We start from the raw sequence: 26,204 nt of genomic DNA, 5'->3' as shown, positions 1-26,204 counted from the left end.
ACACAGCAGAACAAGGAAAGCACGTGGCGAAGAACTACTACGACATCACCCTGGCGCTGGCGGGCATCTGCCAGTCGGCCCGTCTGGTGCAGCAGTTGGCCCATCAGGGACACTGCGACAGCGACGCGCTGCACGTGTCGCTCAACAGCGTCATCGATCTGAACCCGGACTCGTCCCTCGGCGTGTTCGGGGGCAGCGAAGCCAATCTTCGCCTCGGGCTGGAAACGCTGCTCGGCGTGCTCAATGCCAGCAGCCGCCAGGGTCTTAACGCGGAACTGACCCGCTATACGCTGAGCCTGATGGTGCTGGAGCGCAAGCTCTCCGCCGCCGGTAGCGCGATGGACACCCTCGGCAACCGCATTGCCGGACTGCAGCGCCAGCTGGAGCATTTCGATCTGCAGTCAGAAACGCTGCTCAGCGCCATGGCCGCCATTTACGTCGATGTGATTAGCCCGCTGGGGCCGCGCATCCAGGTCACCGGCTCCCCGGCGGTGCTGCAAAGTCCGCAGGTGCAGGCCAAAGTGCGCGCATCCCTGCTGGCCGGCATCCGCGCCGCCGTGCTCTGGCACCAGGTCGGCGGCGGCCGCCTGCAGCTGATGTTCTCCCGTAATCGCCTGACCACTCAGGCCAAACAAATTCTTGCTCATATAACTCCGGAGTAGTGATCTATGGAATTATCCTCCCTGACCGCCGTTTCCCCTGTCGATGGACGCTACGGCGATAAAGTCAGCGCGCTGCGCGGCATCTTCAGCGAATACGGTCTGCTGAAGTTCCGCGTTCAGGTTGAAGTCCGCTGGCTGCAGAAGCTGGCCGCGCACGCAGCGATTAAGGAAGTTCCTGCTTTTGCTGCCGACGCAAACGGTTTCCTCGATAAAATCGTCGCCGACTTTAGCGAAGAAGACGCCGCGCGCATCAAAACCATTGAGCGCACCACCAACCACGACGTCAAGGCGGTAGAGTATTTCCTGAAAGAGAAAGTGGCGGCGGTGCCTGCCCTGCACGCGGTGTCGGAGTTCATCCACTTCGCCTGCACCTCTGAGGATATCAATAACCTCTCCCACGCCCTGATGTTGAAAACCGCCCGCGATGAAGTAGTGCTGCCATACTGGCGTCAGCTGATTGACGCGGTGAAAAACCTGGCCGTGCAGTACCGCGATGTGCCGCTGCTCTCCCGCACCCACGGCCAGCCGGCCACGCCGTCGACTATGGGTAAAGAGATGGCCAACGTCGCCTACCGCATGGAGCGCCAGTTCCGCCAGCTGGACCAGGTGGAGATCCTCGGTAAAATCAACGGCGCGGTCGGCAACTACAACGCCCATATCGCCGCCTACCCGGAAGTGGACTGGCACCAGTTCAGCGAAGAGTTCGTCACTTCGCTGGGCATTCAGTGGAACCCGTACACCACGCAGATTGAGCCGCACGACTACATCGCCGAGCTGTTCGACTGCATCGCGCGCTTCAATACCATCCTTATCGACTTTGACCGCGACGTGTGGGGCTACATCGCCCTTAACCACTTCAAGCAGAAAACCGTCGCCGGCGAAATCGGCTCCTCCACCATGCCGCACAAGGTGAACCCGATTGACTTCGAAAACTCCGAAGGCAACCTCGGCCTCGCCAACGCCGTGCTGCAGCATCTGGCCAGCAAGCTGCCGATCTCCCGCTGGCAGCGCGACCTGACAGACTCCACTGTGCTGCGCAACCTCGGCGTTGGCGTCGGCTACGCGCTGATCGCCTACCAGTCTACTCTGAAGGGCGTGAGCAAGCTGGAGCTGAACGGCGACCGCCTGCTCGACGAGCTTGACCATAACTGGGAAGTGCTGGCCGAGCCGATTCAGACCGTGATGCGCCGCTACGGCATCGAGAAGCCCTACGAGAAGCTCAAGGAGCTGACCCGCGGCAAGCGCGTAGACGCCGAAGGCATGAAGCAGTTCATCGACGGCCTGGCGCTGCCGGAAGAAGAAAAGGTCCGCCTCAAGGCGATGACCCCGGCTAACTACATCGGTCGCGCCGTGACGATGGTTGACGAGCTGAAGTAATCCCCGCGCGCCGCGCTCCATCACCGGGGCGCGGCGCCATATTTTCCGCCCGCCTTATTTTCGCTAAACCTCGCGTCAACAGCGCGCAAAAAGAGCCGGTAGCGGGCATATCGCTGCGCCGTTTCGCAATCTCTGGTAAGATATTCCGCTGCAATTGCTTAAACTTCACTATTTAACTCTACTCAAAAGCGCTAAACCTACGGAAATATTTATCCATGGCGCTGAAAGTGCTGACGGCCAGGAACCCGCTTTACTTCAATGACGACGTTACCGAGATTCTCTTTTACTTTTTTGCGCCCGCGCTACTGGCCCCTGTGGCTCGGCATTGGGCTGCTGTGGAGCATCACACTCCTCCCCTATCCTCTGCTGTGTAAAATTGGCTGCGGCCTGGGCAGAGCGGCACTTCGCCTGCTTCCCGGGCGCGTCGCGGTTGCCAGGCGCAATCTCGCGCTCTGCTTTCCCGAACTGCCGGAGGCCGAACGCGAGGCACGGCTGCGAAAAAACTTTGAATCCGTCGGCATGGGCGTGCTGGAGACCGGCATCGCCTGGTTCTGGCCCGACTGGCGGGTGCGCAAGTGGTTCACCATCAGCGGCTATGAAAACATGCAGCAGGCCCGCGATCAGCAGCGCGGCGTGCTGCTGATCGGGATGCATTTTCTGACGCTTGAGCTCGGGGCGCGTATTTTTGGCATGCTCAATCCCGGCGTCGGCGTCTATCGGCCCAACGATAACCCGCTGTATGACTGGCTGCAGACCCGGGGGCGCCTGCGATCCAACAAAACGATGGTCGACAGGTACGATCTGAAGGGCATGATCCGCGCGCTGAAAAAAGATGAGATCGTCTGGTACGCCCCTGACCACGATTACGGCCCGCGCAACAGCGTATTTGTCCCCTTCTTTAAGGTGCCGGATGCGGCTACCACCGCCGGCAGCTATATGCTGGTTAAAAGCGCCCGCCCGGCGGTGGTCCCCTTCGTGCCGCGCCGCAGGCCTGACGGCAAAGGCTACGAGCTGGTCATCCTCCCTGACATCGGCCCTGAGCTGTACGATAAAGACAAAGAGACGGTGGCGGCGCTGATGAATCGGGCCATTGAAAAGGCCGTTGCGCTGGCGCCGGAGCAGTACATGTGGCTGCACCGCAGGTTCAAGACGCGCCCCGCGGGGCAGCCGGATCTCTACGGCAGAAAATCTAAAGCTGGCAAGTAGCTGGCTCCGCCCTCAGGGCGGGCCTTTACTAATGGCGCAGCGTTTCCGGCAGCCGGAAGCGAAAGTCGTGCAGTTCCTGATAGAGCCCGACCGTGCGCAGATGGCGGTTGCAGATAAACCAAATCTCGTCCCGATCGTTGGACAAAATATAATAGGCGTCAGACGTTTCAGAAGGGTTAAAACAGCCCAGCACGCGGTAGGCCGTATCCACGCTAAATCCGCTCTGCAGCGGCAGCGGACGCGGGCCGTTGGCAAGCTCCTGGACCCGCAGATATAAGCCTTGTTCCATCCACAGCATAAAACCTCACATTACAGCAATAAAAAGACCAGCGGACAGGCTGGTCAGCGAAAAGACGTCCGGCTCCGCCGGGCGCGCTTTATAGATCTCATTGTCTGTTATCAGTATAGCGACCGCGCGGCAACTTGCCGCCGCCTGGCGCGTCTGTTTAGCCGGGAAAAACTGCCGCCGCAGTGAGCCAGTATTTAGTTTTGCTGGGCTATGCTCTTAGGGCGCATTCAGCGCTACACTGGGCACATTAAAGAAGAAAGGGAGAAAACGCATGCGGGTACTCGTTGTCGAGGATAACGCTCTGCTGCGCCACCATTTAAAGGTGCAGCTGCAGGAGCTGGGCAATCAGGTGGATGCCGCTGAAGACGCCAGAGAGGCCGACTACTATCTGAGCGAACACGTACCGGATATCGCCATTGTCGATCTGGGCCTGCCGGACGAAGATGGCCTGTCGATGATCCGCCGCTGGCGCAGCCACGACGTGTCGGTGCCGGTACTGGTGCTGACGGCGCGCGAAGGCTGGCAGGACAAGGTTGAGGTATTGAGCGCCGGTGCCGATGATTACGTGACCAAACCCTTTCATATCGAAGAGGTCGCCGCCCGCATGCAGGCGCTGATGCGCCGCAATAGCGGCCTCGCCTCGCAGGTTATTACTATCGCGCCTTTCCAGGTCGATCTCTCCCGCCGCGAACTCTCGGTCGATGGTGAAGTTATCAAGCTGACGGCGTTCGAATATACCATTATAGAAACGCTGATCCGCAATAGCGGTAAAGTGGTGAGCAAGGACTCCCTGATGCTGCAGCTCTATCCCGACGCCGAGCTGCGCGAGAGTCACACCATTGACGTCCTGATGGGCCGCCTGCGCAAGAAAATCCAGGCCCGCTATCCGCAGGACGCGATCACCACCGTCCGCGGCCAGGGCTATCTCTTCGAACTGCGCGAGGAGTAGCGTGCTCAGACGAATTCTTCCGCTCTCGCTCCGCGTCCGCTTTCTGCTGGCGACCGCCGCCGTGGTGTCGGTGCTGTCGCTCGCCTACGGCATGGTAGCGCTGGTGGGCTATAGCGTCAGCTTCGATAAAACCACCTTTCGCCTGCTGCGCGGTGAGAGCAACCTGTTCTATACGCTCGCCCGCTATGAAAATAATAAACTCCACCTCGAACTGCCGGAAAATATCGATCTGCAAAGCCCGACGGTAGCCCTGATTTACGATAAAGACGGCAAGCTGCTGTGGGCCCAGCGCGATGTGCCCTGGCTGCAAAAGCGCATTCGCCCGGAGTGGCTCCACGCCGACGGCTTTTACGAAATCGAAACCGATGTCGGTCTTTCCAGCATGCTGCTGCGCGATAACCGGGCGGTGCAGGCGCAGCTGGATGAGATCCGCGAAGAGGATGACGACTCCGAGATGACCCACTCGGTGGCGGTAAACGTTTATCCTGCCACCTCACGGATGCCGGAGCTGAGCATTGTGGTGGTTGATACGATCCCCGTTGAGCTCAAGCGCTCCTATATGGTCTGGAGCTGGTTTATTTACGTGCTGGCGGCAAACCTGCTGCTGGTACTCCCGCTGCTGTGGATTGCCGCATGGTGGAGCCTCAAGCCCATTGAAGCGCTGGCGAAAGAGGTTCGCGAACTGGAAGATCACCATCGCGAAGCGCTGGATCCGCAAACCACCCGCGAGCTGACCAATCTGGTGCTCAATCTCAACCGCCTGCTCAAGAGCGAGCGCGAGCGCTACGATAAGTACCGCACCACCCTGACGGATCTGACCCACAGTCTGAAAACGCCGCTGGCGGTGCTGCAGAGCACCCTGCGATCGCTGCGCAGCAATAAGCTGACGGTGGAGGCGGCGGAGCCGGTGATGCTCGATCAGATAAGCCGCATCTCCCAGCAGATAGGCTACTACCTGCACCGGGCCAGCATGCGCAGCGGCAGCGCCCTGCTGAGCCGCGAACTGCATCCGGTCGCGCCGCTGCTGGACAAGCTGACGTCCGCCCTCAATAAGGTCTATCAGCACAAGGGCGTGGATATCAGCCTCGATGTGTCGCCGGAAATTAGCTTCCTCGGCGAGCAAAACGACTTTATGGAGGTGCTCGGCAACGTGCTCGATAACGCCTGCAAGTACTGCCTGGAGTTTGTTGAAGTCTCCGCCCGCCAGACGGAGGATAACCTCTACATCATTGTCGACGATGACGGCCCCGGCATCCCGCAAAGCAAGCGCGACCTGGTCTTTGACCGCGGCCAGCGCGTGGATACGCTGCGCCCCGGCCAGGGCGTGGGCCTCTCCGTTGCCCGCGAAATCGTCGATCAGTATGCCGGGAAGATCGTCGCCGGCGACAGCCCGCTGGGCGGCGCGCGCATGGAGGTGATTTTCGGCCACAAGCACGCGGAGAGCGGCGAACTGTAACTGAGAATATTTGCCATCGCCTGCATCTCCCGGCGGTCGCTTCCGTTATAATCCTCAAAAACCTGCCCAGGAATATAACAGTATGGACTATCACTTAACGCTCAACTGGCCCGAATTTATCGAACGCTACTGGCAAAAACGCCCGGTAGTGCTCAAGCGCGGCTTCACCGACTTTATCGACCCGATAAGCCCTGACGAACTCGCCGGACTGGCGATGGAAGATGAGGTGGACAGCCGCCTGGTCAGCCACCTCGACGGCAAATGGCAGGTCAGCCACGGCCCGTTTGAGAGCTACGATCATCTTGGCGAAACTAACTGGTCGCTGCTGGTGCAGGCGGTGGATCACTGGCACCAGCCCGCCGCCGCCCTGATGCGCCCGTTCCGCGCGCTGCCCGACTGGCGGATTGACGATCTGATGATCTCCTTCTCCGTACCGGGCGGCGGCGTCGGCCCGCACCTCGATCAGTATGATGTCTTTATTATTCAGGGCACCGGCCGCCGCCGCTGGCGGGTGGGCGAAAAGGTGCCGATGAAGCAGCACTGCCCGCATCCCGATCTGCTGCAGGTTGACCGTTTCGAAGGCATCATTGATGAAGAGCTGGAGCCGGGGGATATTCTCTACATTCCGCCGGGATTCCCGCACGAAGGCTACTCGCTGGAAAACTCCCTCAATTACTCCGTCGGCTTCCGCGCCCCGAGCGGCAAGGAGCTGATTAACGGCTTTGCCGACTACGTGCTGCAGCGCGAACTGGGCGGGCAGCGCTATGCCGATCCGGACGTGCCCGCGCGCGAGCATCCGGCGGATATCCTGCCCCAGGAGATGGACAGGCTGCGGGAAATGATGATCGGGATGATTAATCAGCCGGAGAACTTTAGCCAGTGGTTCGGCGAGTTTATCAGCCAGTCGCGCCACGAACTGGATGTCTCTCCGCCGGAGCCGCCCTATCAGCCGGACGAAATCTACGACGCGCTCACCCAGGGCGACAGCCTGGCGCGCCTGGGCGGACTGCGGGTCCTGCGCATCGGCGACGAGGTGTTCGTCAATGGCGAAGTGCTGAACTCCCCGCACCGCCCTGCGCTGGAGGCCATCGCCGCCCACTGCGTGCTGAAGGCCGACCACTTCGGCGATGCGCTGGAAGATCCCTCGTTCCTCGCCATGCTTGCCGCGCTGGTTAACAGCGGCTACTGGTTCTTCGAGGACTGAGTCAGACCTGTGCCGGGCGGCGCTGCGCTTGCCCGGCCTGCGGCATCCTCACATCCCTCAACGTTTTGCCGTCAGCTCGGCGATGCGCACAATCACCTGCACCGCTTTCTCCATCCCTTCAAGGGTGACGAACTCGTGCTTGCCGTGGTAGTTGTAGCCGCCGGTGAACAGGTTCGGACACGGCAGGCCCATAAAGGAGAGCTGTGCGCCGTCGGTGCCGCCGCGGATCGGCTTCATATCCGGTTCGATGTCGCAGTCCACCATGGCCTGGCGGGCAATGTCGACGATATGCGGATGGGCCATCACCTTCTCGCGCATGTTGTAGTAGCTGTCTTCAATAATCAGCTCGATATAGCAGTCCGGGTGTAGCCCCTTCCCGACCTTTTTGGCGATTTCCATCATTTTGCGCTTGCGCGCCTCGAACTGCTTGCGGTCAAAGTCGCGGATAATGTAGTGCATCTGCGCGCTATCCACCGTGCCCTTGATGCTGGTCAGGTGGTAGAAGCCTTCGTAACCCTCGGTCTGCTCCGGGCTCTCTTCGGCGGGCACTTCGGCGTGAATGCGCGACGCCAGCGACAGGGCGTTGACCATCACGCCTTTGGCGGTCCCCGGATGAACATTGTTGCCAACAATCTTGATGGTCACCGAGGCAGCGTTGAAATTCTCATACTCCAGTTCACCCACGCCGCCGCCATCGACGGTATAGGCCCAGCGGGCATTAAAGGCCTCAACGTCAAAGTGCTTCGCCCCTTTGCCCACCTCCTCATCCGGTGTAAAGGCCACGCGAATATCGCCGTGAGGAATGTTTTTAGCCTTCAGCACCGCCAGCGCGGTCATGATTTCCGCGACGCCCGCTTTGTCGTCGGCGCCGAGCAGGGTTTTACCGTCGGTGGTGATCAGCGTCTGGCCCAGCAGCTGGTGCAGCACCGGAAACATCACCGGGGACAGCACTTCGTCGCCGATACCCAGCGCAATGTCGCCGCCGCGGTAGTTTTCAACGATCTGCGGATTAACGTGTTTACCGCTGAAGTCGGGCGAGGTATCGACGTGAGAAATAAAACCAATGGCCGGAATATCGCCGTCGGTATTGGCGGGCAGCGTGCCCATCACGGTGCCTTTTTCGCTCAGGGTGACGTGGGTAAGCCCCATCTCTTCAAGCTGATCTTTGAGCAGGCGCAGCAGCTTCCACTGCCCCTCAGTGCTCGGGACCTGCCGTACGCCGGGCTTCGACTGAGTATCCAGAGAAACGTACTGCAAAAAACGTTCAAGTAATTTATCCATTTAGCCACCCTCTCTTTTTGTGACAATATTATCAGTAAGCACTAAAGCGCAAATATTGCGTCAGGTCACTTTTGCTCCCGCAAACAAAAATTATTTTCCCGCCATTTCCCGTCACTGTATTAAAGGTAGCCCGAACGGCGCAGAATGATTGGCGATTTCAGTGGATTGCCGTAGAATGCCAGCCCTTAATTATGTGCCGAACCTCTAAGGTGGTTAACCACAAACCCCGTAACGGCCGCCGTCCGTTACGTCTGACTGGGACAGAGTAAAAAATTGAATACACAATCGCGTTCGCTTTCACCGCTGGTCGAGCTGGCGGGGATCTGCAAAGGCTTTGACGGTAAAACGGTCATTTCCGATCTCAATCTGACCATCAATCACGGCGAGTTCCTGACGCTGCTGGGTCCCTCCGGCTGCGGTAAGACAACCGTACTGCGTCTGATAGCCGGTCTGGAAAGTGTTAACTCAGGCCGCGTTTACCTCGGCGGCGAAGATATTACCGATGTCCCGGCCGAAAACCGTCACGTTAATACCGTCTTTCAGAGCTACGCCCTGTTCCCGCACATGACCGTGTTTGAGAACGTGGCGTTCGGCCTGCGGATGCAGAAAACGCCCGCCGCAGAGATAGCCCCACGCGTGGAAGAAGCCCTGCGCATGGTGCAGCTCGAAAGCTTTGCCCAGCGCAAACCGCACCAGCTCTCCGGCGGCCAGCAGCAGCGCGTAGCCATCGCCCGCGCGGTGGTCAACAAACCGCACCTGCTGCTGCTCGATGAATCGCTGTCGGCGCTCGATTACAAACTGCGCAAGCAGATGCAGAACGAACTGAAGGCGCTACAGCGCAAGCTCGGCATCACCTTCGTTTTCGTCACGCACGATCAGGAAGAGGCCCTCACCATGTCGGACCGTATCGTAGTGATGCGCGACGGCAAAATCGAACAGGACGGCACGCCGCGCGAGATCTATGAGGAGCCCAAAAATCTGTTCGTCGCCAGCTTTATCGGCGAGATCAACATCTTCGACGCCACGGTGATTGAGCGCCTTGACGATCGTCGCGTACGCGCCAGCGTCGAGGGACGCGAATGCAATATTGACGTCAATTTTGCGGTGGAGAATGGCCAGCGCCTGAAGGTCCTGCTGCGCCCGGAAGATTTGCGCGTGGACGAAATTAACCACGACAACCCCATTGACGGCCTGGTCGGCTACGTACGCGAGCGCAACTACAAGGGAATGACCCTCGAATCGGTTGTCGAGCTGGAAAACGGCAAGATGGTGATGGTCAGCGAATTCTTCAACGAGGATGATCCCGATTTCGATCACTCGCTCAATCAGAAAATGGCCATTAACTGGGTCGAAAGCTGGGAGGTGGTGCTGGCCGATGAAGAACACCAGTAAATTCCAGAATGTGGTTATTGCCACTATCGTCGGCTGGCTGGTGCTGTTCGTCTTTCTGCCCAACCTGATGATTATCGCCACCAGCTTCCTGACCCGCGACGACGCTAACTTCGTCAAAATGGTCTTCACGCTGGATAACTACGCGCGCCTGCTCGATCCGCTCTATTTCGACGTGCTGATGCACTCGCTGAACATGGCCCTGATGGCGACGCTGGCCTGTCTGATCCTGGGCTATCCCTTTGCCTGGTTTCTGGCGCGCCTGCCGCAGAAGGTGCGCCCGCTGTTGCTGTTTCTGCTGATTGTCCCCTTCTGGACGAATTCACTGATCCGCATCTATGGCCTGAAGATTTTCCTCAGCACCCGCGGCTATCTCAACGAGTTTCTGCTGTGGCTGGGGGTCATTGAGACGCCGATTCGCATCATGTTTACGCCCTCGGCGGTGATCATCGGCCTGGTCTACATCCTGCTGCCGTTTATGGTCATGCCGCTCTACTCCAGTATTGAAAAACTCGACAAGCCGCTGCTTGAGGCGGCGAAAGATCTCGGCGCCGGCAAGCTGCAGACCTTTATCCGCATCATCATTCCGCTGACCATGCCGGGCATCATTGCCGGCTGCCTGCTGGTGATGCTCCCGGCGCTGGGGCTGTTTTACGTCTCTGACCTGATGGGCGGCGCCAAAAACCTGCTGATTGGCAACGTAATCAAGAGCCAGTTCCTCTACATTCGCGACTGGCCGTTCGGCGCCGCCACCAGCATCACGCTGACGCTGGTGATGGGCCTGATGCTGCTGATTTACTGGCGCGCCTCGCGCCTGCTGAACAAAAAGGTGGAGCTGGAATGATCGGCCGACTGCTTCGCGGCGGCTTTATGACCGCCATTTACGCGTATCTCTATATTCCGATCATTATTTTGATCGTCAATTCGTTTAACAGTTCGCGCTTTGGCATCAACTGGCAGGGCTTCAGCACGAAGTGGTATCAGCTGCTGGTCAACAATGACAGCCTCCTGCAGGCGGCCCAGCACTCGCTGACGATGGCGGTTTTCTCCGCCACCTTCGCCACGCTGATAGGCTCCCTGACCGCCGTGGCGCTGTTCCGCTACCGCTTTCGCGGCAAGCCGTTCGTCAGCGGAATGCTGTTCGTGGTGATGATGTCGCCGGATATTGTTATGGCCATCTCTCTGCTGGTGCTGTTTATGCTGCTGGGCATCCAGCTCGGCTTCTGGTCGCTGCTGTTCTCACATATCACCTTCTGCCTGCCGTTTGTGGTGGTCACCGTCTATTCGCGTCTGAAAGGCTTTGACGTGCGGATGCTGGAGGCCGCCCGGGATCTGGGGGCCAGCGAGCTGATTATCCTGCGCAAAATCATTATGCCCCTGGCGCTGCCGGCCATCGCCGCCGGCTGGCTGCTGAGTTTTACGCTGTCAATGGACGACGTTGTGGTCTCTTCGTTCGTTACCGGACCGAGCTACGAAATTTTGCCTCTCAAAATTTACGCTATGGTTAAGGTTGGCGTTTCGCCCGAAGTGAATGCCCTGGCGACCATCCTGCTGATCTTCTCCCTCCTGCTGGTTCTCGGCAGCCAACTGATCATGAGGGACCGCACAAAAGGGCTGTAATGAAGGCGTACCCCGTGCAGGTGAATGTGATTTACCTCACGTTTTGTCATACAATACGGTGATTTTTAATTTCACTTAAGCGAGCCGCGAAGGAACGCAGCACTGGCTGACGTAACGGGGGCTTGAATGGCGTCTTCAAAACAAATCGGGCTTTTTGCCTGTACCGGTATCGTCGCGGGAAACATGATGGGCAGCGGCATCGCCCTGCTTCCTGCGAATCTGGCGAAAACCGGCTCTATTGCACTTTTCGGATGGTTAATTACTCTGGTCGGCGCGATGTCGCTGGCCTATGTCTTTGCCCGATTCTCCACCAAAGATCCGCAGGTCGGCGGGCCCATCGCCTACGCCGGGCGCATCGGGCCGTCATTTGGCTTTCAGACCGCGGTGCTCTATTACCACGCCAACTGGATCGGTAATCTCGCCGACTGTATTGCCGGGGTGGCTTATCTGTCGGTCTTTTTCCCGGTTCTTAACAATCCCGTCCCGGCCGGCATCGCCAGTATTGTCTTCATCTGGATCATGGCGTTCATCAATATGCTGGGCGGTAACTGGGTCAGCCGCCTGACGACCCTGGGGCTGATTCTGGTGCTTATCCCGGTAGTGGGAACCGCCGTCGCGGGCTGGCACTGGTTCGATCCGGCGCTGTATAAGGCTAACTGGAACACCTCCCGGGTCAGCGATGGGACGGCGATCATGCACAGCGTGCTCATCTGCCTGTGGGCCTTCGTCGGCGTCGAGAGCGCCGCGGTCAGCTCCGGCCTGGTCAAAAACCCAACCCGCACCGTGCCCCTGGCCACCATGCTGGGCACGCTGATGGCGGGGGTCGTCTATATTGCCGCCACCCAGGTGATGAGCGGCATGTTCCCGGCCCAAACAATGTCGCATACCGGCGCGCCGTTTGCCGCCAGCGTCTCGATGATGGTCGGCGGCTGGGCGGCCCCGGTGGTATCGGCCTTTACCGCTTTTGCCTGCCTTGCAGCGCTCGGCTCGTGGATGATGCTGGTAGGCCAGGCCGGAGTGCGCGCCGCCCGCGACGGCACCTTCCCGAAAATTTACGGAAAAGTGGATAGCCACGGCGTACCGCGGATGGGGATCGTGCTTTCGGCCCTGAAGATGACGGCCCTGATGGCGCTGATGACCTGGATGAGCGCCGGCAATGCGCACACCTCGGATATCTTCGGCAACCTCATCGGTATCGCGGTGCTGCTCACCATGCTCCCCTACTTCTACTCCTGTATTGCGCTGATTCAGATGGAGGGCTTCACCTTCCGCAACACCTTCAGCGCCTTTGCCTCGCTTGCCGGCTGCGTGTTCTGCTTTGTGGCGCTGGCCGGCGCGGACGAGACCAAGCTTGCCGCCACGCTGATTATCAGCCTCAGTATCCTGATGTTCTACGCCCGCAAACAGGGCGATAGCCAGCGGGCATCCGCGCAGACAGCGGTTGCGAAAACGCTGGCTAAATAGCCGTCAACACGGGCGGGATCTTCGGTTCCGCCCGCTTTCCTTTACCCTCCGCTCCCCGGCTCCTATAATGGCGCCCCTGCAACGTCGCAGGATGGAGAGGCTTCGCCTCTTGCTTCGACCTTCACTATGGGGAATCAGGCTCAATGAAAAAGTGGTCACCTCTGGTAGCCGCAGGTCTGCTGGCGATGGGCATTCACGCCGCCAGCGCTGCCGATGCGCCGAACAATGACAATAAAACGCTCTACTTCTACAACTGGACCGAGTACGTCCCGCCGGGGCTGCTGGAGCAGTTCACTAAAGAGACCGGGATCAAGGTTATCTACTCGACCTACGAGTCGAACGAAACCATGTACGCCAAGCTCAAGACCTATAAGCAGGGCGCCTACGATCTGGTGGTCCCCTCTACCTACTTCGTCGATAAGATGCGCAAAGAGGGCATGATCCAGAAGATAGATAAAAGCAAGCTGACCAACTTCCACAATCTCGATCCCGAGATGCTCAACAAGCCGTTCGATCCGAACAACGACTATTCGATCCCCTATATCTGGGGCGCGACCACCATCGGCGTTAACAGCGACGCTATCGACCCGAAAACGGTCACCCGCTGGGCCGACCTGTGGAAGCCGGAGTATAAAGGCAGCCTGCTGCTGACCGACGACGCCCGGGAAGTGTTCCAGATGGCGCTGCTCAAAATGGGTAAGTCCGGTAATACCACCGATCCGAAAGAGATTGAAGCCGCCTATCACGAACTGCAGAAACTGATGCCAAACGTCGCGGCCTTTAACTCCGACAACCCGGCGAATCCGTATATGGAAGGCGAGGTTAATGTCGGCATGGTGTGGAACGGTTCTGCCTACGTTGCCCGCCAGGCCGGTACGCCGCTGGAAACCGTGTGGCCCGCCGAGGGCGGCATTTTCTGGATGGACAGCCTCGCCATTCCGGCCAACGCCAAAAACGTCGACGGCGCGCTGAAGCTGATTAACTTCCTGCTGCGCCCGGACGTGGCGAAACAGGTGGCGGAAACCATCGGCTACCCGACGCCGAACCTGGCGGCGCGCAAGCTGCTGGACCCGAAGGTGGCGAACGATAAGAGCCTCTATCCGGATGCGGAAACCATTAAAAAAGGCGAGTGGCAGAACGACGTCGGCGACGCCAGCCGGATTTATGAAGAGTATTATCAGCGGCTGAAGGCCGGACGATAATTGTCCCCGGAGGGAGCGTGCCATCACGCTCCTTTTACCCGGTAAACCCGCTATCTCCCGCTTCCCCCCTCTGCTGGCGCATCGTCGCTCTTTATTTCAAATAAAGATATTTCATTTAAAAAAGCATCAAAATGTAACGCCTCCGGCCTGTACTTCCGTCAGCGAAGAAAATAGTTTTTGCATTTATTTTCGAATGAAAGTCATTGCATATTCATATAATCAGGCAAACCATAACCTTTATTAATATAAAGCAGCATAAACAATGAGCAGAAGGAATCGCCGGTCGTTAATTATGACAGATTTATTGCAGTACGCGGGCTACTTATTAAGAAAACTCTCATATTGTTACTGCCGTAAATAAACTTATTGAAATGACAACAGGGTAACGTTATTTATTAATTGCTCTGCTTATCCTTAACCTGCTAATGGAATGAAATATGTCTATCGATATGTATCTGAAAGTAGAAGGCGTCACGGGAGAATCCAATGATTCTAATCATAAAAACTGGACCGACATACACTCTTTTTCGTGGGGAGCAAGCCAGCCGGGCAATATGTCGGTAGGCGGCGGCGGCGGCGCCGGAAAAGTAAATTTTAACGATCTCGAAGTCATTGCGCTTATTGATAAAGCGACGCCCTCGATCCTTAAGTACTGCGCCAGCGGTAAGCATGTTAAAAGTGTTGAGCTGTCCGTCTGCAAAGCGGGCGGGAACCAGGTTGAATACGCAAAAATCACCTTAACCGATGTGCTCGTGACCTCCGTGCGCTATACCGGCGCAGGTGGTGATGACACAATAGGCGTCGCCTACTCTTTCCAGGCATCCTCGGTTAAGCAGCAGTACTGGGAGCAGACGCAGCAGGGCAGTAAGGGGGCAGAAGTCTCCGCCGGATGGAACATCAAAGAAAATAAAGAAGCGTAAGCCATTGCACGCATGATGAATTAGCCACGTCCGTTTCTTACCCGCAGCCACGCGGTTGTATTAAGAAATGCCACGGGCTAATTCATGCCTTTTTTCTGCCAGCGTCAGAAAGCTAATTTTACCTCCACTCTCGCGGACTCATCATGACAACATTCCTCCAGCGATTCAGTAAGAGATCGTATAAAGAGATCAAAGCTAATCACGAGAATACCCATGCTACCGTCAATGGTGGTCTGAAGGCCGGTGATGCCAGCATGACCTATAATAACTATTCGGGTTATAGCCTGGGCGGCGTTGAAGTTATCCTCAGCGTTATCGACTGGGGAGAGAAAATACGTGAAATAAAAAACGATCCTAATAAATGTGTGAACCCGCTGATCAAAAACTTTCTCTACGACCTCCTTGAAAAATCCAGAGTCATTCACGTTGATCCCTCTCAGGACCCCGATGCGCAGACCTCATACCACTATAATACTTCACAGTTAAATAGCGCCACCGCTTCTCGCGGCGGCCACCAGTTAACCCTGGCGCAGGAAGAGAAAAGAGCCGCTGACAACCTACTGAGTTTCACCCGGCCAGAGGCTAACAATAATACCCTTAGCTATCTGCACCACCGGAAAGCAAAGAATCTGTTCAGGAAATCCGCGTCCGTAGGTTTCACGCCGGCGCTGGCGCACACCGCCGGCATTAACGTTATCAACTTAGGCACGGCGATTGATTCAAGCAAGAATTCAATTGCTCACCTGTGTAAGCTGATAAATATTAATAAAGAGATTGGCTCATCCGGCACCATCGGTGCTGACAGCGCAACGCTAAAACAGGGCCTTGGCATTATTATCAAACTTAAATCTGCGAAGACCGCCAGAAAGACCGTTTCGGCCGTCTTCTCATCGCTACCCGGTAGCGGCGTGATCCCTGATATGAGTTATGTCGCACCGGTGTCGCCCGCGCTTGATCTTACTCAAAAACTTATTACTAATTTCGCGATCAATAAACAAATGCCACCGTCGCAAAACTCCGGTAAAGCAGGCGCCGACAATCTCAATCAAACAAAAAAAATTTTCGACAGCGTCATTAAACTTGACAATGATGCGCTGGAAGAAATATGTCAGCAAATACACTTCCTGGCTTACAAAGAGCAATTTCGAAAGAAATATCAGACCGACAGAATAAGAGACGGGTATCGCAACGGCGCGCTATTTGATCGCGTAGAGACAACCACCAATGGCAAAGCGACGGAAATCATCAGTGAGATCCTCAGCCAGCGCGGCCTGAGCAGGATAATTCATAAATATCACGCGGAGAGCATTATCAGCGAACCGATGGGCTGGATGGTACTGCTCGACAAATTAACTTTATAGCCGACCCGGAGAGCGCAGTACAATGTCCCAACGGAGGAGACATTGTACTGCCAGACACGTTACAGATCTTTCAACAGCTCGTCCACAAACGTGACCACCACCTCACTCGCCATCCCGTAATGCTTCTCCTCGAACTCGCTGCCCACCTGGCTCGGTTCAAGGTTCAGCTCGACGGTATGCGCCCCCTGCAGCTTCGCTTCGTGGACAAAGCCCGCCGCCGGATAGACGTGGCCGGAGGTGCCGATAGCGATAAAGATATCGGCGGCGGCCAGGGCGCTGTAGATCTCGTCCATGCCGAGCGGCATTTCGCCGAACCACACCACGTGCGGGCGCAGCGGCTGCGGAAACTGGCAGCAGTGGCACTTGTCGCCGGGATTCACGTCGCCGGTCCACTCCAGCACCTGTCCGCTCCAGGCGCAGCGCACCTTCAGCAGCTCGCCGTGCATATGGATAACGCGCTGGCTGCCCGCCCGCTCGTGCAGGTTGTCGATATTCTGGGTTACCAGCAGAAAGCGGTCGCCGAGTTCGGCCTCCAGCTTCGCCAGCGCCAGGTGCGCGGCATTGGGCGCGATGGCCGGCTGCTGCAGCTGTCGGCGGCGCGCGTTGTAGAACGCCTGCACCAGCGCCGGATCGCGGGCGAAGCCCTCCGGCGTGGCGACGTCTTCAACGCGGTGCTCTTCCCACAGTCCGTCCGCCGCGCGGAAGGTCTGAATTCCTGATTCGGCCGAGATCCCTGCCCCGGTCAGTACGACGACTCTTGGTTTTTCCATCATATCGGGTACCGCTGTATCTCTAAAAAATAGCCGCTGGCGCAGGCGCTGGCGCTGGCGACGTTTGTTGCGACGAAAGCGGACAAGTCGGGGTAGTCGGCGCGACTGCATGTGGGCTCCTGAGTTTAATCCGTAAGGTGCAGAAATGCCGCCCCGCGCATGCCGCCGGCGTCGCCGTGGCGCGCCTGCTCGATGCGCGGAACGCGGGCTACCGGCAGCAGGTGGCGCGGCAGGCGGGCGGCCAGGCCATCCGCAATGGCACTAAAGTTAGATAATCCGCCGCCGATCACCAGTAAATCGGGATCGACGATAGTCAGTATGTTACCCAGGCACACCGCCAGCAGGTCAAGATAGCGCTCAACGTGCTCACGGGCCCGCTTGTCGCCCTGCTGCCAGCGTTCGACGATTTCCGGCCCGCTCAGCGGCTGCTGATAGTAGTGCTGATAAAGCCAGGCAAAGCCGCGCCCGGAAAGATAGTTCTCGATGCAGCCGAGCTGGCCGCAGCCGCAGCGGGTGAGCGGAAATTCGCGCCCCACTACTTCCAGCGCATCCACCGGCAGGCGGATGTGGCCAAACTCGCCGGTAATGTAGCTGTGGCCGGTTATCGATTTGCCGTTGAGCACCAGGCCACCGCCGACGCCGGTGCCGAGGATCAGCCCCATCACCAGCGGGTAGGCGGTAAATTCATCGTCCCACGCCTCGGAGAGCGCAAAGCAGTTGGCGTCGTTATCGAGGCGCACGTCGCGTCCGAGGCGCGCGCTGAGGTCGGCGCGCAGCGGCCTGCCGCTGGCGGCCGGGACGTTAGCCGCGTAAAGCGTGCCGTCGGCGGTTTCCGGCATCCCGGGAATACCGATGCCGACGCTGCCCTTCACGCCAAAGCGGCTATCGGCCTGCGCCACCAGGCCGCAGACGGCGTCAAGAAAAGCGTCGTAGCCGCTGTGCGGCGTCGGTATCCGCGTTTCCCACTGCTGCCTGCGCTGCCCGTCGAAGACCCCGAGGGCAATTTTGCTGCCGCCGATATCGAATCCGTAGTACATGGTCATTCCTCTTTAACTTGCCCGACAGGGCAAGGACGTAAATGACGTTGTGCCGCGCGTTGCCCGGCGGCGCTTCGCTTGCGCGGGCCTACGGATGTCGTCGCTGGCACGACGCCGAACTACTGACCACTTAACACCCTGGCGGGATCGATGCGGCTGGCGCGGCGGGCAGGATACCAGCTTGCCAGCAGGCTCAGCACCAGGGCGGTGATCAGGACATAAAAGACGTCCAGCCAGTGCAGTTCAGACGGCAGGAAGTCAATAAAATAGATATCGCCGGAGAGGAACTGATGCCCGATCAGGGTTTCAATCCCCTTAATGATCGCGGTCAGGTTCAGGGCGCAGAGCACGCCGATAACCGCCCCGCTGACGCTGCCCATCACCCCGGCCAGCAAACCATACCACACGAAGATTGCGCGAATCAGCCCGTCTTTCGCGCCAAGCGTGCGCAGCACCGCAATATCGCTACTTTTATCTTTCACCGCCATCACCAGCGTCGAGACGATGTTAAAGCAGGCCACGCCGATAACGAGGATCATCGCCAGATACATGATGGCGCGGATCATCTGAATATCGCGGTACATATAGCCGTAAGTGCCGATCCAGCTCTTGATATACACGTAGCTGTTGGTCACCTCGCCGGCGTCGCGTACCAGCTTGTTAGCGCTGAAGACGTCGTTCACCTTCAGGGCGATGCCGGTCACGCTGCTGCCCATATCGAGATACTGGCGGGCATCGTCGATCGGGATCATGGCAAAGCTGTGGTCGAGCTGGCCGCTGAGCTGCAGAATACCGGTAACGTGCAGGCGCACGCGCTTGGGCTGCATCAGCTGGTGCTCTTTGTCGGAGTTGGGGATCATGATGGAGACCCAGTCGCCCTGCTTCACCTTAAGGGCATCGGCCACGCCCTTGCCGAGGATAATCTGCTGATCGCCCGCCTTAAAGCCCGCCCAGGCGTTGTTCTGCACGTACGTCGGCAGCGCGCTGAGGCGGGTTTCCTGCTGCGGATCGACGCCTTTAATCTGAATCGCGCGCAGATTGCTGCCGCTCTCAACAAGGCCGGTAAAGCGAATGTACGGCGCGGCCGCAACGATACCCTTCACCTTCTGGACGTTGGCCAGGGCCTCCTGCCAGTTGTTCCACGGCTGGTTGACCGGCTCAATTTCGCCGTGGGGAACCACGGCCAGAATGCGGTTGTTAAGTTCGCGCTCGAAGCCGTTCATCGCGCTGAGGCCGACGATCAGCACCGCCACGCCGAGCGCGATGCCGACGGTCGAGATAACGGAGATCAGCGACACCATGCCGCTGCGCCGGCGCCCGCGGCGGAAGCGCAGGCCAATAAGCAGAGAGAGCGAAGAAGCCATTACTCGGCTCCCGTCAGGGTCAGTTCGGCGCTCAGGTGGCCGTCGCGCATCTCCAGCTGGCGGCCCATGCGCCTGGCCAGCAGCAGATCGTGGGTCACCACCAGAAACGCGGTACCCTGCTTCTGATTCAGCTCACCCAGCAGTTTAAAGATGCTGTCGGCGTTGCGGGCGTCGAGGTTACCGGTCGGCTCATCGGCCATTACCAGCCGCGGTTCATTGACCAGCGCGCGGGCGATCGCCACGCGCTGGCGCTCGCCGCCGGAGAGCTCCGACGGGCGGTGATTGCGGCGGTGATCGAGGCCGACGGCGTCCAGCATCGCCCTCGCGCGCTCGGCGATTTCAGCGGGTTTCTTTTTGCCGATCAGCAGCGGCATCGCCACGTTTTCCTGAGCGGTAAAGTCCGGCAGCAGGTGGTGAAACTGGTAGATAAAGCCCAGCTCGCGGTTGCGCAGCTCGGCCTTCGCTGCCAAAGACATCTTAGAGAGCGGCCGGTCGCCGAAAATAACATCGCCGGAGGTCGGCGTATCCAGGCCGCCCAGCAGGTGCAGCAGGGTACTCTTGCCGGAGCCGGAGCTGCCGACAATCGCCATCATTTCGCCCTCGCCGATGCTGAAGCTGACGTTGTGCAGCACGTCGGTCTGCACGGTGCCTTCCTGATAGCGTTTGCACAGGCTGTCGCACTGCAGCAGGATCTTATTCATAACGTAAAGCCTCAGCGGGTTGAGTGGCGGCCGCGCGCCAGGAAGGATAAAGCGTTGACAGCAGCGCCAGCAGCATCGCCACCAGCGCGATGATAATTACCTGCAGCGGCTCAATGGCCACCGGCAGCGCGCCGCCGTCGAGGAAGGCGCCGATAATCGGCATCAGGTTATTGAGCTGGCTGGCGAGCAGCACGCCGAGGCCGGTACCGAGCAGCGCGCCGATCACGCCCGCGCTGGCCCCCTGCACCATAAACACCGCCATGATCTGCCGCGGCGTCAGCCCCTGGGTCTGCAGAATAGCGACCTCGCCCTGTTTCTCCATCACCATCAGCCCCAGCGAGGTGATGATGTTAAAGGCGGCTACGGCGACGATCAGGCTCAGCAGCAGGCCCATCATGTTTTTCTCCATCCGCACGGCCTGGAACAGCTCGCCCTTGCGCTCGCGCCAGTCCTGCCATTTGCTGTGCGGCGGCAGTTTCTGCTGGCTGAGAGTATCGACCTCCAGCGGCTTATCAAGCCACAGGCGCCAGCCGGTAATGTTGCCCTGCGGATAGCGCATCAGGCGCGAGGCGTCCTGAATGTTGACCAGCATCTGATAGCCGTCTACTTCACTGTTGGCGGAAAAGGTGCCGATGACGTTGAACAGGCGCTGGCTGGGCAGACGGCCCATCGGCGTGAACTGGCTGGCCGAGGGCACCATTATGCGGATCTGGTCGCCGCGGTTGACCCCAAGCTGTTCGGCAAGCTGTTCGCCGAGAATGACGTTGTACTGGCCGGCGGCCAGCGCGGTCTGTTTGATGTTGGTGAGGTATGGCGTCAGCGGATCGTTCTGCGCAGGATCGATGCCGAGCATCACGCCAACGGCGACGCTGCGCGCGCTCTGGATCACCACATCGCCGGTGGTCAGCGGCGCCACTCGCGTCACGCCGCTGAGCTTCGCGGCGCTCTCCGGCAGCTGCTGCGGATTGGTCGAGCTACCGTCGGCGCTGAGGATAGCCTGCGGCATCAGCCCCAGAATATTGTTTTGCAGTTCGCGCTCGAAGCCGTTCATCACCGACAGGACGGTGACCAGCGCCATTACGCCAAGCGTAATGCCGATTGTCGAGAGCCAGGAGACAAAGCGACCAAAGCGATCCGTTGCCCGCCCGCGCATGTAGCGCAGGCCAATAAAGAGAGAGACAGGTTGGTACATGTAATCCGTCTGGTTGCTGGTAGCAGATGCCCGAGTATATAAGCGAATGGGCGGAGCGTAAATGCGTGATGTCAACGGCTTACGCCGAGCAGATTTGCTAAACCCGGGGGATCGCGGATAATAATCTGCATTGAAGACAGGACGTTTGCCCCCATAACCGGAGCAAACCTTTACGGATCCCAAGACGCACTATGCCTGAAGAACTACGCTATACCCTGCCCGCCAGCGCCGGCGAGCAGCGCCTGCTGGGCGAACTGACCGGCGCCGCCTGCGCCACCGAAGTGGCGGAAATCGCCGAGCGCCACGCCGGGCCGGTGGTGCTCATTGCCCCGGATATGCAAAACGCCCTGCGGCTGCACGATGAAATCAGACAGTTTACCGATCAGCTGGTGATGAATCTGGCCGACTGGGAGACGCTGCCCTACGACAGCTTCTCGCCGCACCAGGAGATAATTTCCTCACGCCTGTCGACGCTCTATCAGCTTCCCGCCATGCAGCGCGGCGTGCTGATTGTCCCGGTCAGCACCCTGATGCAGCGGGTCTGCCCGCACAGCTATCTGCACGGCCACGCGCTGGTGATGAAAAAAGGCCAGCGCCTCTCCCGCGATGCGCTGCGCGCCCAGCTCGACAGCGCCGGCTACCGCCACGTCGATCAGGTGATGGAACACGGTGAGTACGCCACCCGCGGCGCGCTGCTGGACCTCTTTCCGATGGGCAGCCAGCAGCCCTATCGCCTCGATTTTTTCGATGACGAAATCGACAGCCTGCGGCTATTCGACGCCGACACCCAGCGCACGCTGGAAGAAGTAGAGGCGATAAACCTGCTGCCCGCCCACGAGTTTCCAACCGATAAAGCGGCCATTGAGCTGTTCCGCACCCAGTGGCGCGACACCTTTGAGGTTAAGCGCGACGCGGAGCATGTCTATCAGCAGGTGAGCAAAGGCACCCTGCCCGCCGGGATCGAATACTGGCAGCCGCTGTTCTTCAGCGAGCCGCTGCCGCCGCTGTTCAGCTATTTTCCCAAAAACACGCTGCTGGTCAGCACCGGCGATCTTGAGGCCAGCGCCGACCGCTTCGAGGCCGACACCCGGGCGCGCTTTGAGAACCGCGGCGTCGATCCGATGCGCCCGCTGCTGCCGCCGGAAGCGCTGTGGCTGCGTACCGATGCGCTGTTCGGCGAGCTGAAAAAGTGGCCGCGGGTGCAGCTTCGGACCGACGCGCTGGCCGACAAAGCCGCCAACGTTAATCTCGACTATCGCCCGCTGCCGGATCTGGCGGTGCAGGCCCAGCAGAAGGCGCCGCTGGACAATCTGCGCCGCTTTCTCGAGGGCTTCGACGGCCCGGTGATCTTCTCGGTGGAGAGCGAGGGCCGCCGCGAGGCGCTCGGCGAGCTGCTGGCGCGCATCAAGCTGTCGCCGAAGCGCATTCTGCGCCTCGACGACGCCAGCGGCGCGGGCCGCTACCTGATGATAGGCTCCGCGGAGCACGGCTATATCGACGCCCGGCGCAACCGGGCGCTGATCTGCGAAAGCGATCTCCTCGGCGAGCGGGTTGCCCGCCGCCGCCAGGACACCCGCCGCGCCATCAACCCGGATACGCTGATCCGCAACCTCGCCGAACTGCACGAAGGCCAGCCGGTGGTGCACCTGGAGCACGGCGTCGGGCGCTACGCGGGGATGACCACTCTCGAAGCGGGCGGCATCAAGGGCGAGTACCTGATGCTGATGTACGCCAACGACGCCAAGCTCTACGTGCCGGTCTCCTCTCTGCACCTGATCAGCCGCTACGCCGGCGGCGCCGAAGAGAACGCGCCGCTGCACAAGCTCGGCGGCGACGCCTGGGCGAGAGCGCGGCAGAAGGCCGCCGAAAAAGTGCGCGACGTGGCGGCGGAGCTGCTGGACATCTACGCCCAGCGCGCGGCGAAAGCGGGCTTTGCCTTTAAGCACGACCGCGAGCAGTACCAGCTGTTCTGCGACAGCTTCCCGTTTGAGACCACGCCGGACCAGGCGCAGGCGATCAACGCCGTGCTCGCCGATATGTGCCAGCCGCTGGCGATGGACCGGCTGGTGTGCGGCGACGTCGGCTTCGGCAAAACTGAGGTGGCGATGCGCGCCGCGTTCCTGGCGGTTGAGAACCACAAACAGGTGGCGGTGCTGGTGCCCACTACCCTGCTGGCCCAGCAGCACTTCGATAACTTCCGCGACCGCTTCGCCAACTGGCCGGTGCGCATTGAGATGCTGTCGCGCTTTCGCAGCACCAAAGAGCAGGCCCAGGTGCTGGAGCAGGCCGCCGAAGGCAAGATCGATATCCTGATCGGCACCCACAAGCTGCTGCAGAGCGACGTGAAGTGGAAAGATCTCGGTCTGCTGATCGTCGATGAGGAGCACCGCTTCGGCGTGCGCCACAAGGAGCGCATCAAGGCGATGCGCGCCGACGTCGATATCCTGACCCTGACCGCGACGCCTATCCCGCGCACGCTGAACATGGCAATGAGCGGAATGCGCGATCTGTCGATTATCGCCACGCCGCCGGCCCGCCGCCTGGCGGTAAAAACTTTCGTGCGCGAGTACGACAGCCTGGTGGTGCGCGAGGCCATTCTGCGCGAGGTGCTGCGCGGCGGCCAGGTCTACTACCTGTATAACGATGTCGAAAACATCCAGAAAGCCGCCGACCGGCTGGCGGCGCTGGTGCCGGAGGCGCGGGTCGCTATCGGCCACGGGCAGATGCGCGAGCGCGAACTGGAGCGGGTGATGAACGACTTCCACCACCAGCGCTTCAACGTGCTGGTGTGCACCACCATCATCGAAACCGGGATCGACATTCCGACGGCCAACACCATCATCATCGAGCGGGCGGACCATTTTGGCCTTGCCCAGCTGCACCAGCTGCGGGGCCGCGTCGGGCGCTCCCATCACCAGGCCTACGCCTGGCTGCTGACCCCGCATCCGAAGGCGATGACCGCCGATGCCCAGAAGCGGCTGGAGGCGATTGCCACGCTGGAAGATTTGGGCGCCGGCTTCGCGCTGGCCACCCACGATCTGGAGATCCGCGGCGCCGGGGAGCTGCTCGGCGAGGGCCAGAGCGGATCGATGGAGACCATCGGCTTTTCGCTCTATATGGAGCTGCTGGAGAACGCGGTGGACGCCATGAAGGCGGGCCGCGAGCCGTCGCTTGAGGACCTGACCAGCCAGCAGACGGAGGTTGAGCTGCGGATGCCTTCCCTGCTGCCGGACGACTTTATTCCCGACGTCAACACCCGGCTGTCATTTTACAAGCGCATTGCCAGCGCCAAAAGCGAGCCCGAGCTGGACGAACTGAAGGTCGAGCTGATTGACCGCTTCGGCCTGCTGCCGGACGCGGCGCGCACGCTGCTGGATATCGCCCGCCTGCGCCAGCAGGCGCAGAAGCTCGGCATCCGCAAGCTGGAAGGCAATGAGAAAGGCGGCGTAATCGAGTTTAACGAGAAGAACCACGTCAACCCGGCATGGCTTATCGGCCTGCTGCAGAAGCAGCCGCAGCACTACCGCCTGGACGGCCCGACCCGGCTCAAGTTCTTTGCCGAACTTGGCGATCGTAAAATCCGCATGGCGTGGGTGCGCGACTTTATGCAGCAGCTGGCAGAGAACGCTATCGCCTGATGAATACCGGACCGGCGCCCGCCGGTCCGGATTTACAGACTCTTTGCAATATCCTGAAATATCCTCACGCCCGCGGCAGCCATAATACGCGTTTCACTTAGACTGCTGAGCACATCGCTTATGTCCGCATTTTCCGCATCCTGCAAACGCCGGCTGGCGCTGGCGACCACCGCCCTGCTGCTGGCGCTTCCTTCATGGGCCAACACCTGGCCGCTGCCCGCCGCAGGCAGCCGGCTGGTGGGCGAAAACCGCTATCACGTGGTTGAGAACGACGGCGGCTCGCTGGAGGCGATCGCCAAAAAATATAACGTCGGCTTTCTGGCGCTGATGCAGGCCAATCCGGGCGTCGATCCGTATCTGCCCCGGGCGGGCAGCGTACTGACCATCCCTTTACAGACTCTGCTGCCGGACGCCCCGCGGGAAGGTATCGTGATAAACCTCGCCGAACTGCGGCTCTACTACTATCCGCCCGGCCAGGGCCGCGTCACCGTTTACCCTATCGGCATCGGCCAGTTGGGCGGCGATACGCTGACGCCGACGATGGTGACCACGGTCTCCGACAAGCGCGCCAATCCCACCTGGACGCCCACCGCCAATATCCGCGCCCGCTATAAGGCCAACGGTATCGATCTGCCGGCGGTGGTACCCGCCGGGCCGGACAATCCGATGGGCCACCACGCGATTCGCCTCGCGGCCTACGGCGGCGTTTACCTGCTGCACGGCACTAACGCCGACTTCGGCATCGGCATGCGCGTCAGCTCCGGCTGCATCCGCCTGCGCGATGCCGACATCGAGACGCTGTTTCGTAAAGTCACGCCGGGCACCAAAGTTAACATCATCAATACGCCCGTTAAGGTTTCTACCGAGCCCGGCGGCGCAAGGCTGGTTGAAGTCCACCAGCCGCTGTCAAAGCACATTGACGATGATCCGCAGCTGATGCCCATCATGCTCACTCCGGCGATGAAAAGCTTCCGCGAACAGCCCGCCACCGACGCCGCGCTGATGGAGCGGGTATTTGAGGTCCGCGCCGGCATGCCGGTAGACGTCACCCGGCACGATGCCCCTCAGGCGCTATAAGCCGAAGACAGAAAAGCCCGCAACCGGGGTTGCGGGCTTTGTTTG

The 26,204-nt window shown here is 59.6% G+C and carries 22 protein-coding genes; 15 read left to right on the top strand and 7 right to left on the bottom strand.

Annotated elements, in window-relative coordinates:
• Positions 1-23 precede the first annotated feature (23 nt).
• The 3 genes from hflD (at position 24) to ENGE1_RS08855 (ending at position 3,245) form a co-directional block, all read left to right on the top strand.
• Positions 24-662 (top strand): high frequency lysogenization protein HflD, encoded by a 639-nt coding sequence (gene hflD / locus ENGE1_RS08865; RefSeq protein ID WP_043084469.1) that lies wholly within the window; start codon positions 24-26, stop codon positions 660-662.
• 6 nt (positions 663-668) lie between these two features.
• Positions 669-2,039: an adenylosuccinate lyase gene (gene purB, locus ENGE1_RS08860; RefSeq protein WP_043084470.1), complete on the top strand. Its 1,371-nt coding sequence runs from the start codon at positions 669-671 to the stop codon at positions 2,037-2,039.
• 258 nt (positions 2,040-2,297) lie between these two features.
• Positions 2,298-3,245 carry a Kdo(2)-lipid IV(A) acyltransferase gene (locus ENGE1_RS08855; protein WP_048252490.1) on the top strand — a complete coding sequence of 316 codons (948 nt, stop codon included), beginning with the start codon at positions 2,298-2,300 and terminating at the stop codon, positions 3,243-3,245.
• A 28-nt stretch (positions 3,246-3,273) separates the two neighbouring features.
• On the opposite strand, the gene ENGE1_RS08850 is transcribed toward ENGE1_RS08855, so the two are convergent.
• On the bottom strand, positions 3,274-3,543 hold the full coding sequence (locus tag ENGE1_RS08850) for a hypothetical protein (RefSeq protein ID WP_048252488.1): 270 nt from the start codon (positions 3,541-3,543) through the stop codon (positions 3,274-3,276).
• 262 nt (positions 3,544-3,805) lie between these two features.
• Here ENGE1_RS08850 and phoP point away from each other — a divergent pair, with 262 nt between their 5' ends.
• From phoP to ENGE1_RS08835, 3 genes are all read left to right on the top strand, one after another.
• A complete protein-coding gene (gene phoP, locus ENGE1_RS08845) occupies positions 3,806-4,483 on the top strand; it encodes a two-component system response regulator PhoP (RefSeq protein WP_048252487.1) in 678 nt (225 codons plus the stop codon).
• Position 4,484: 1 nt separating this feature from the next.
• The gene (phoQ, locus tag ENGE1_RS08840; protein ID WP_043084474.1) at positions 4,485-5,939 is read left to right on the top strand and encodes a two-component system sensor histidine kinase PhoQ; all 1,455 of its coding nucleotides are present in this window, start codon (positions 4,485-4,487) and stop codon (positions 5,937-5,939) included.
• Between the two features lie 82 nt (positions 5,940-6,021).
• Positions 6,022-7,143 carry a ribosomal protein uL16 3-hydroxylase gene (locus tag ENGE1_RS08835; protein WP_043084475.1) on the top strand — a complete coding sequence of 374 codons (1,122 nt, stop codon included), beginning with the start codon at positions 6,022-6,024 and terminating at the stop codon, positions 7,141-7,143.
• 57 nt (positions 7,144-7,200) lie between these two features.
• On the opposite strand, the gene pepT is transcribed toward ENGE1_RS08835, so the two are convergent.
• Entirely contained in the window at positions 7,201-8,424 is a 1,224-nt protein-coding gene (pepT, locus tag ENGE1_RS08830) for a peptidase T (protein WP_043084476.1), read from the bottom strand.
• A gap of 255 nt (positions 8,425-8,679) precedes the next feature.
• Between pepT and potA the strand changes: the two genes are divergently transcribed.
• The 7 genes from potA to ENGE1_RS08795 all read left to right on the top strand — a co-directional run bounded on the left by potA (position 8,680) and on the right by ENGE1_RS08795 (position 16,380).
• Positions 8,680-9,816, top strand: coding sequence for a spermidine/putrescine ABC transporter ATP-binding protein PotA (gene potA, locus ENGE1_RS08825; protein WP_071883399.1), 1,137 nt, complete (start codon positions 8,680-8,682; stop codon positions 9,814-9,816).
• Positions 9,800-10,657 (top strand): spermidine/putrescine ABC transporter permease PotB, encoded by an 858-nt coding sequence (gene potB / locus ENGE1_RS08820; RefSeq protein WP_048252485.1) that lies wholly within the window; start codon positions 9,800-9,802, stop codon positions 10,655-10,657. Before potA ends, potB begins: the two co-directional genes overlap by 17 nt.
• Positions 10,654-11,433: a spermidine/putrescine ABC transporter permease PotC gene (gene potC, locus ENGE1_RS08815; RefSeq protein WP_048252484.1), complete on the top strand. Its 780-nt coding sequence runs from the start codon at positions 10,654-10,656 to the stop codon at positions 11,431-11,433. The genes potB and potC overlap by 4 nt, the downstream gene beginning before the upstream one ends.
• A 126-nt stretch (positions 11,434-11,559) precedes the next feature.
• Complete coding sequence (cadB, locus tag ENGE1_RS08810; protein ID WP_048252482.1) at positions 11,560-12,897, top strand: cadaverine/lysine antiporter; 1,338 nt, start codon at positions 11,560-11,562, stop codon at positions 12,895-12,897.
• 143 nt (positions 12,898-13,040) lie between these two features.
• Positions 13,041-14,099 carry a spermidine/putrescine ABC transporter substrate-binding protein PotD gene (gene potD / locus ENGE1_RS08805; RefSeq protein ID WP_043084485.1) on the top strand — a complete coding sequence of 353 codons (1,059 nt, stop codon included), beginning with the start codon at positions 13,041-13,043 and terminating at the stop codon, positions 14,097-14,099.
• Between the two features lie 437 nt (positions 14,100-14,536).
• Positions 14,537-15,019: an Hcp family type VI secretion system effector gene (locus tag ENGE1_RS08800; RefSeq protein WP_043084487.1), complete on the top strand. Its 483-nt coding sequence runs from the start codon at positions 14,537-14,539 to the stop codon at positions 15,017-15,019.
• Positions 15,020-15,162: 143 nt separating this feature from the next.
• A complete protein-coding gene (locus tag ENGE1_RS08795; protein WP_048252481.1) occupies positions 15,163-16,380 on the top strand; it encodes a hypothetical protein in 1,218 nt (405 codons plus the stop codon).
• Between the two features lie 59 nt (positions 16,381-16,439).
• Here the strand turns inward: ENGE1_RS08795 and cobB are convergent, their stop codons facing one another.
• The 5 genes from cobB to lolC form a co-directional block, all read right to left on the bottom strand.
• Positions 16,440-17,261 (bottom strand): Sir2 family NAD+-dependent deacetylase, encoded by an 822-nt coding sequence (gene cobB / locus ENGE1_RS08790; RefSeq protein ID WP_048252479.1) that lies wholly within the window; start codon positions 17,259-17,261, stop codon positions 16,440-16,442.
• A gap of 14 nt (positions 17,262-17,275) precedes the next feature.
• Positions 17,276-18,187, bottom strand: a complete 912-nt coding sequence (gene nagK, locus ENGE1_RS08785; protein ID WP_048252478.1) for an N-acetylglucosamine kinase — start codon at positions 18,185-18,187, stop codon at positions 17,276-17,278.
• Positions 18,188-18,306: 119 nt separating this feature from the next.
• The gene (lolE, locus tag ENGE1_RS08780; RefSeq protein ID WP_043084497.1) at positions 18,307-19,551 is read right to left on the bottom strand and encodes a lipoprotein-releasing ABC transporter permease subunit LolE; all 1,245 of its coding nucleotides are present in this window, start codon (positions 19,549-19,551) and stop codon (positions 18,307-18,309) included.
• Complete coding sequence (lolD, locus tag ENGE1_RS08775; protein WP_045288409.1) at positions 19,551-20,252, bottom strand: lipoprotein-releasing ABC transporter ATP-binding protein LolD; 702 nt, start codon at positions 20,250-20,252, stop codon at positions 19,551-19,553. The genes lolE and lolD overlap by 1 nt, the downstream gene beginning before the upstream one ends.
• Complete coding sequence (gene lolC, locus ENGE1_RS08770; RefSeq protein ID WP_043084500.1) at positions 20,245-21,444, bottom strand: lipoprotein-releasing ABC transporter permease subunit LolC; 1,200 nt, start codon at positions 21,442-21,444, stop codon at positions 20,245-20,247. Before lolC ends, lolD begins: the two co-directional genes overlap by 8 nt.
• Before the next feature lie 191 nt (positions 21,445-21,635).
• Between lolC and mfd the strand changes: the two genes are divergently transcribed.
• Both mfd and ldtC read left to right on the top strand, forming a co-directional pair.
• Positions 21,636-25,082, top strand: a complete 3,447-nt coding sequence (gene mfd, locus ENGE1_RS08765) for a transcription-repair coupling factor (RefSeq protein WP_045288407.1) — start codon at positions 21,636-21,638, stop codon at positions 25,080-25,082.
• 120 nt (positions 25,083-25,202) lie between these two features.
• Positions 25,203-26,159 carry a L,D-transpeptidase LdtC gene (ldtC, locus tag ENGE1_RS08760; protein WP_048252477.1) on the top strand — a complete coding sequence of 319 codons (957 nt, stop codon included), beginning with the start codon at positions 25,203-25,205 and terminating at the stop codon, positions 26,157-26,159.
• Positions 26,160-26,204: the final 45 nt, after the last annotated feature.

The organism is Pluralibacter gergoviae ATCC 33028 = NBRC 105706, from assembly GCF_001598855.1.
GTDB classification, from domain to species: Bacteria; Pseudomonadota; Gammaproteobacteria; order Enterobacterales; family Enterobacteriaceae; genus Pluralibacter; species Pluralibacter gergoviae.
Note: the sequence above shows the minus strand (reverse complement) of the source record. Positions and strands in the feature narration are given on the sequence as shown.

What these genes read in the sequence shown, in the direction of transcription:
- ldtC (WP_048252477.1), top strand. Translation starts at nt 25,203, where the DNA reads ATGTCCGCATTTTCCGCATCCTGCAAACGCCGGCTGGCGCTGGCGACC.
- nagK (WP_048252478.1), bottom strand. Translation starts at nt 18,187, where the DNA reads ATGTACTACGGATTCGATATCGGCGGCAGCAAAATTGCCCTCGGGGTC.
- lolD (WP_045288409.1), bottom strand. Translation starts at nt 20,252, where the DNA reads ATGAATAAGATCCTGCTGCAGTGCGACAGCCTGTGCAAACGCTATCAG.
- mfd (WP_045288407.1), top strand. Translation starts at nt 21,636, where the DNA reads ATGCCTGAAGAACTACGCTATACCCTGCCCGCCAGCGCCGGCGAGCAG.
- ENGE1_RS08835 (WP_043084475.1), top strand. Translation starts at nt 6,022, where the DNA reads ATGGACTATCACTTAACGCTCAACTGGCCCGAATTTATCGAACGCTAC.
- purB (WP_043084470.1), top strand. Translation starts at nt 669, where the DNA reads ATGGAATTATCCTCCCTGACCGCCGTTTCCCCTGTCGATGGACGCTAC.
- ENGE1_RS08795 (WP_048252481.1), top strand. Translation starts at nt 15,163, where the DNA reads ATGACAACATTCCTCCAGCGATTCAGTAAGAGATCGTATAAAGAGATC.
- cadB (WP_048252482.1), top strand. Translation starts at nt 11,560, where the DNA reads ATGGCGTCTTCAAAACAAATCGGGCTTTTTGCCTGTACCGGTATCGTC.
- lolC (WP_043084500.1), bottom strand. Translation starts at nt 21,444, where the DNA reads ATGTACCAACCTGTCTCTCTCTTTATTGGCCTGCGCTACATGCGCGGG.
- potB (WP_048252485.1), top strand. Translation starts at nt 9,800, where the DNA reads ATGAAGAACACCAGTAAATTCCAGAATGTGGTTATTGCCACTATCGTC.
- potD (WP_043084485.1), top strand. Translation starts at nt 13,041, where the DNA reads ATGAAAAAGTGGTCACCTCTGGTAGCCGCAGGTCTGCTGGCGATGGGC.
- pepT (WP_043084476.1), bottom strand. Translation starts at nt 8,424, where the DNA reads ATGGATAAATTACTTGAACGTTTTTTGCAGTACGTTTCTCTGGATACT.
- cobB (WP_048252479.1), bottom strand. Translation starts at nt 17,261, where the DNA reads ATGCAGTCGCGCCGACTACCCCGACTTGTCCGCTTTCGTCGCAACAAA.
- lolE (WP_043084497.1), bottom strand. Translation starts at nt 19,551, where the DNA reads ATGGCTTCTTCGCTCTCTCTGCTTATTGGCCTGCGCTTCCGCCGCGGG.
- ENGE1_RS08850 (WP_048252488.1), bottom strand. Translation starts at nt 3,543, where the DNA reads ATGCTGTGGATGGAACAAGGCTTATATCTGCGGGTCCAGGAGCTTGCC.
- ENGE1_RS08800 (WP_043084487.1), top strand. Translation starts at nt 14,537, where the DNA reads ATGTCTATCGATATGTATCTGAAAGTAGAAGGCGTCACGGGAGAATCC.
- phoP (WP_048252487.1), top strand. Translation starts at nt 3,806, where the DNA reads ATGCGGGTACTCGTTGTCGAGGATAACGCTCTGCTGCGCCACCATTTA.
- potC (WP_048252484.1), top strand. Translation starts at nt 10,654, where the DNA reads ATGATCGGCCGACTGCTTCGCGGCGGCTTTATGACCGCCATTTACGCG.
- ENGE1_RS08855 (WP_048252490.1), top strand. Translation starts at nt 2,298, where the DNA reads ATGACGACGTTACCGAGATTCTCTTTTACTTTTTTGCGCCCGCGCTAC.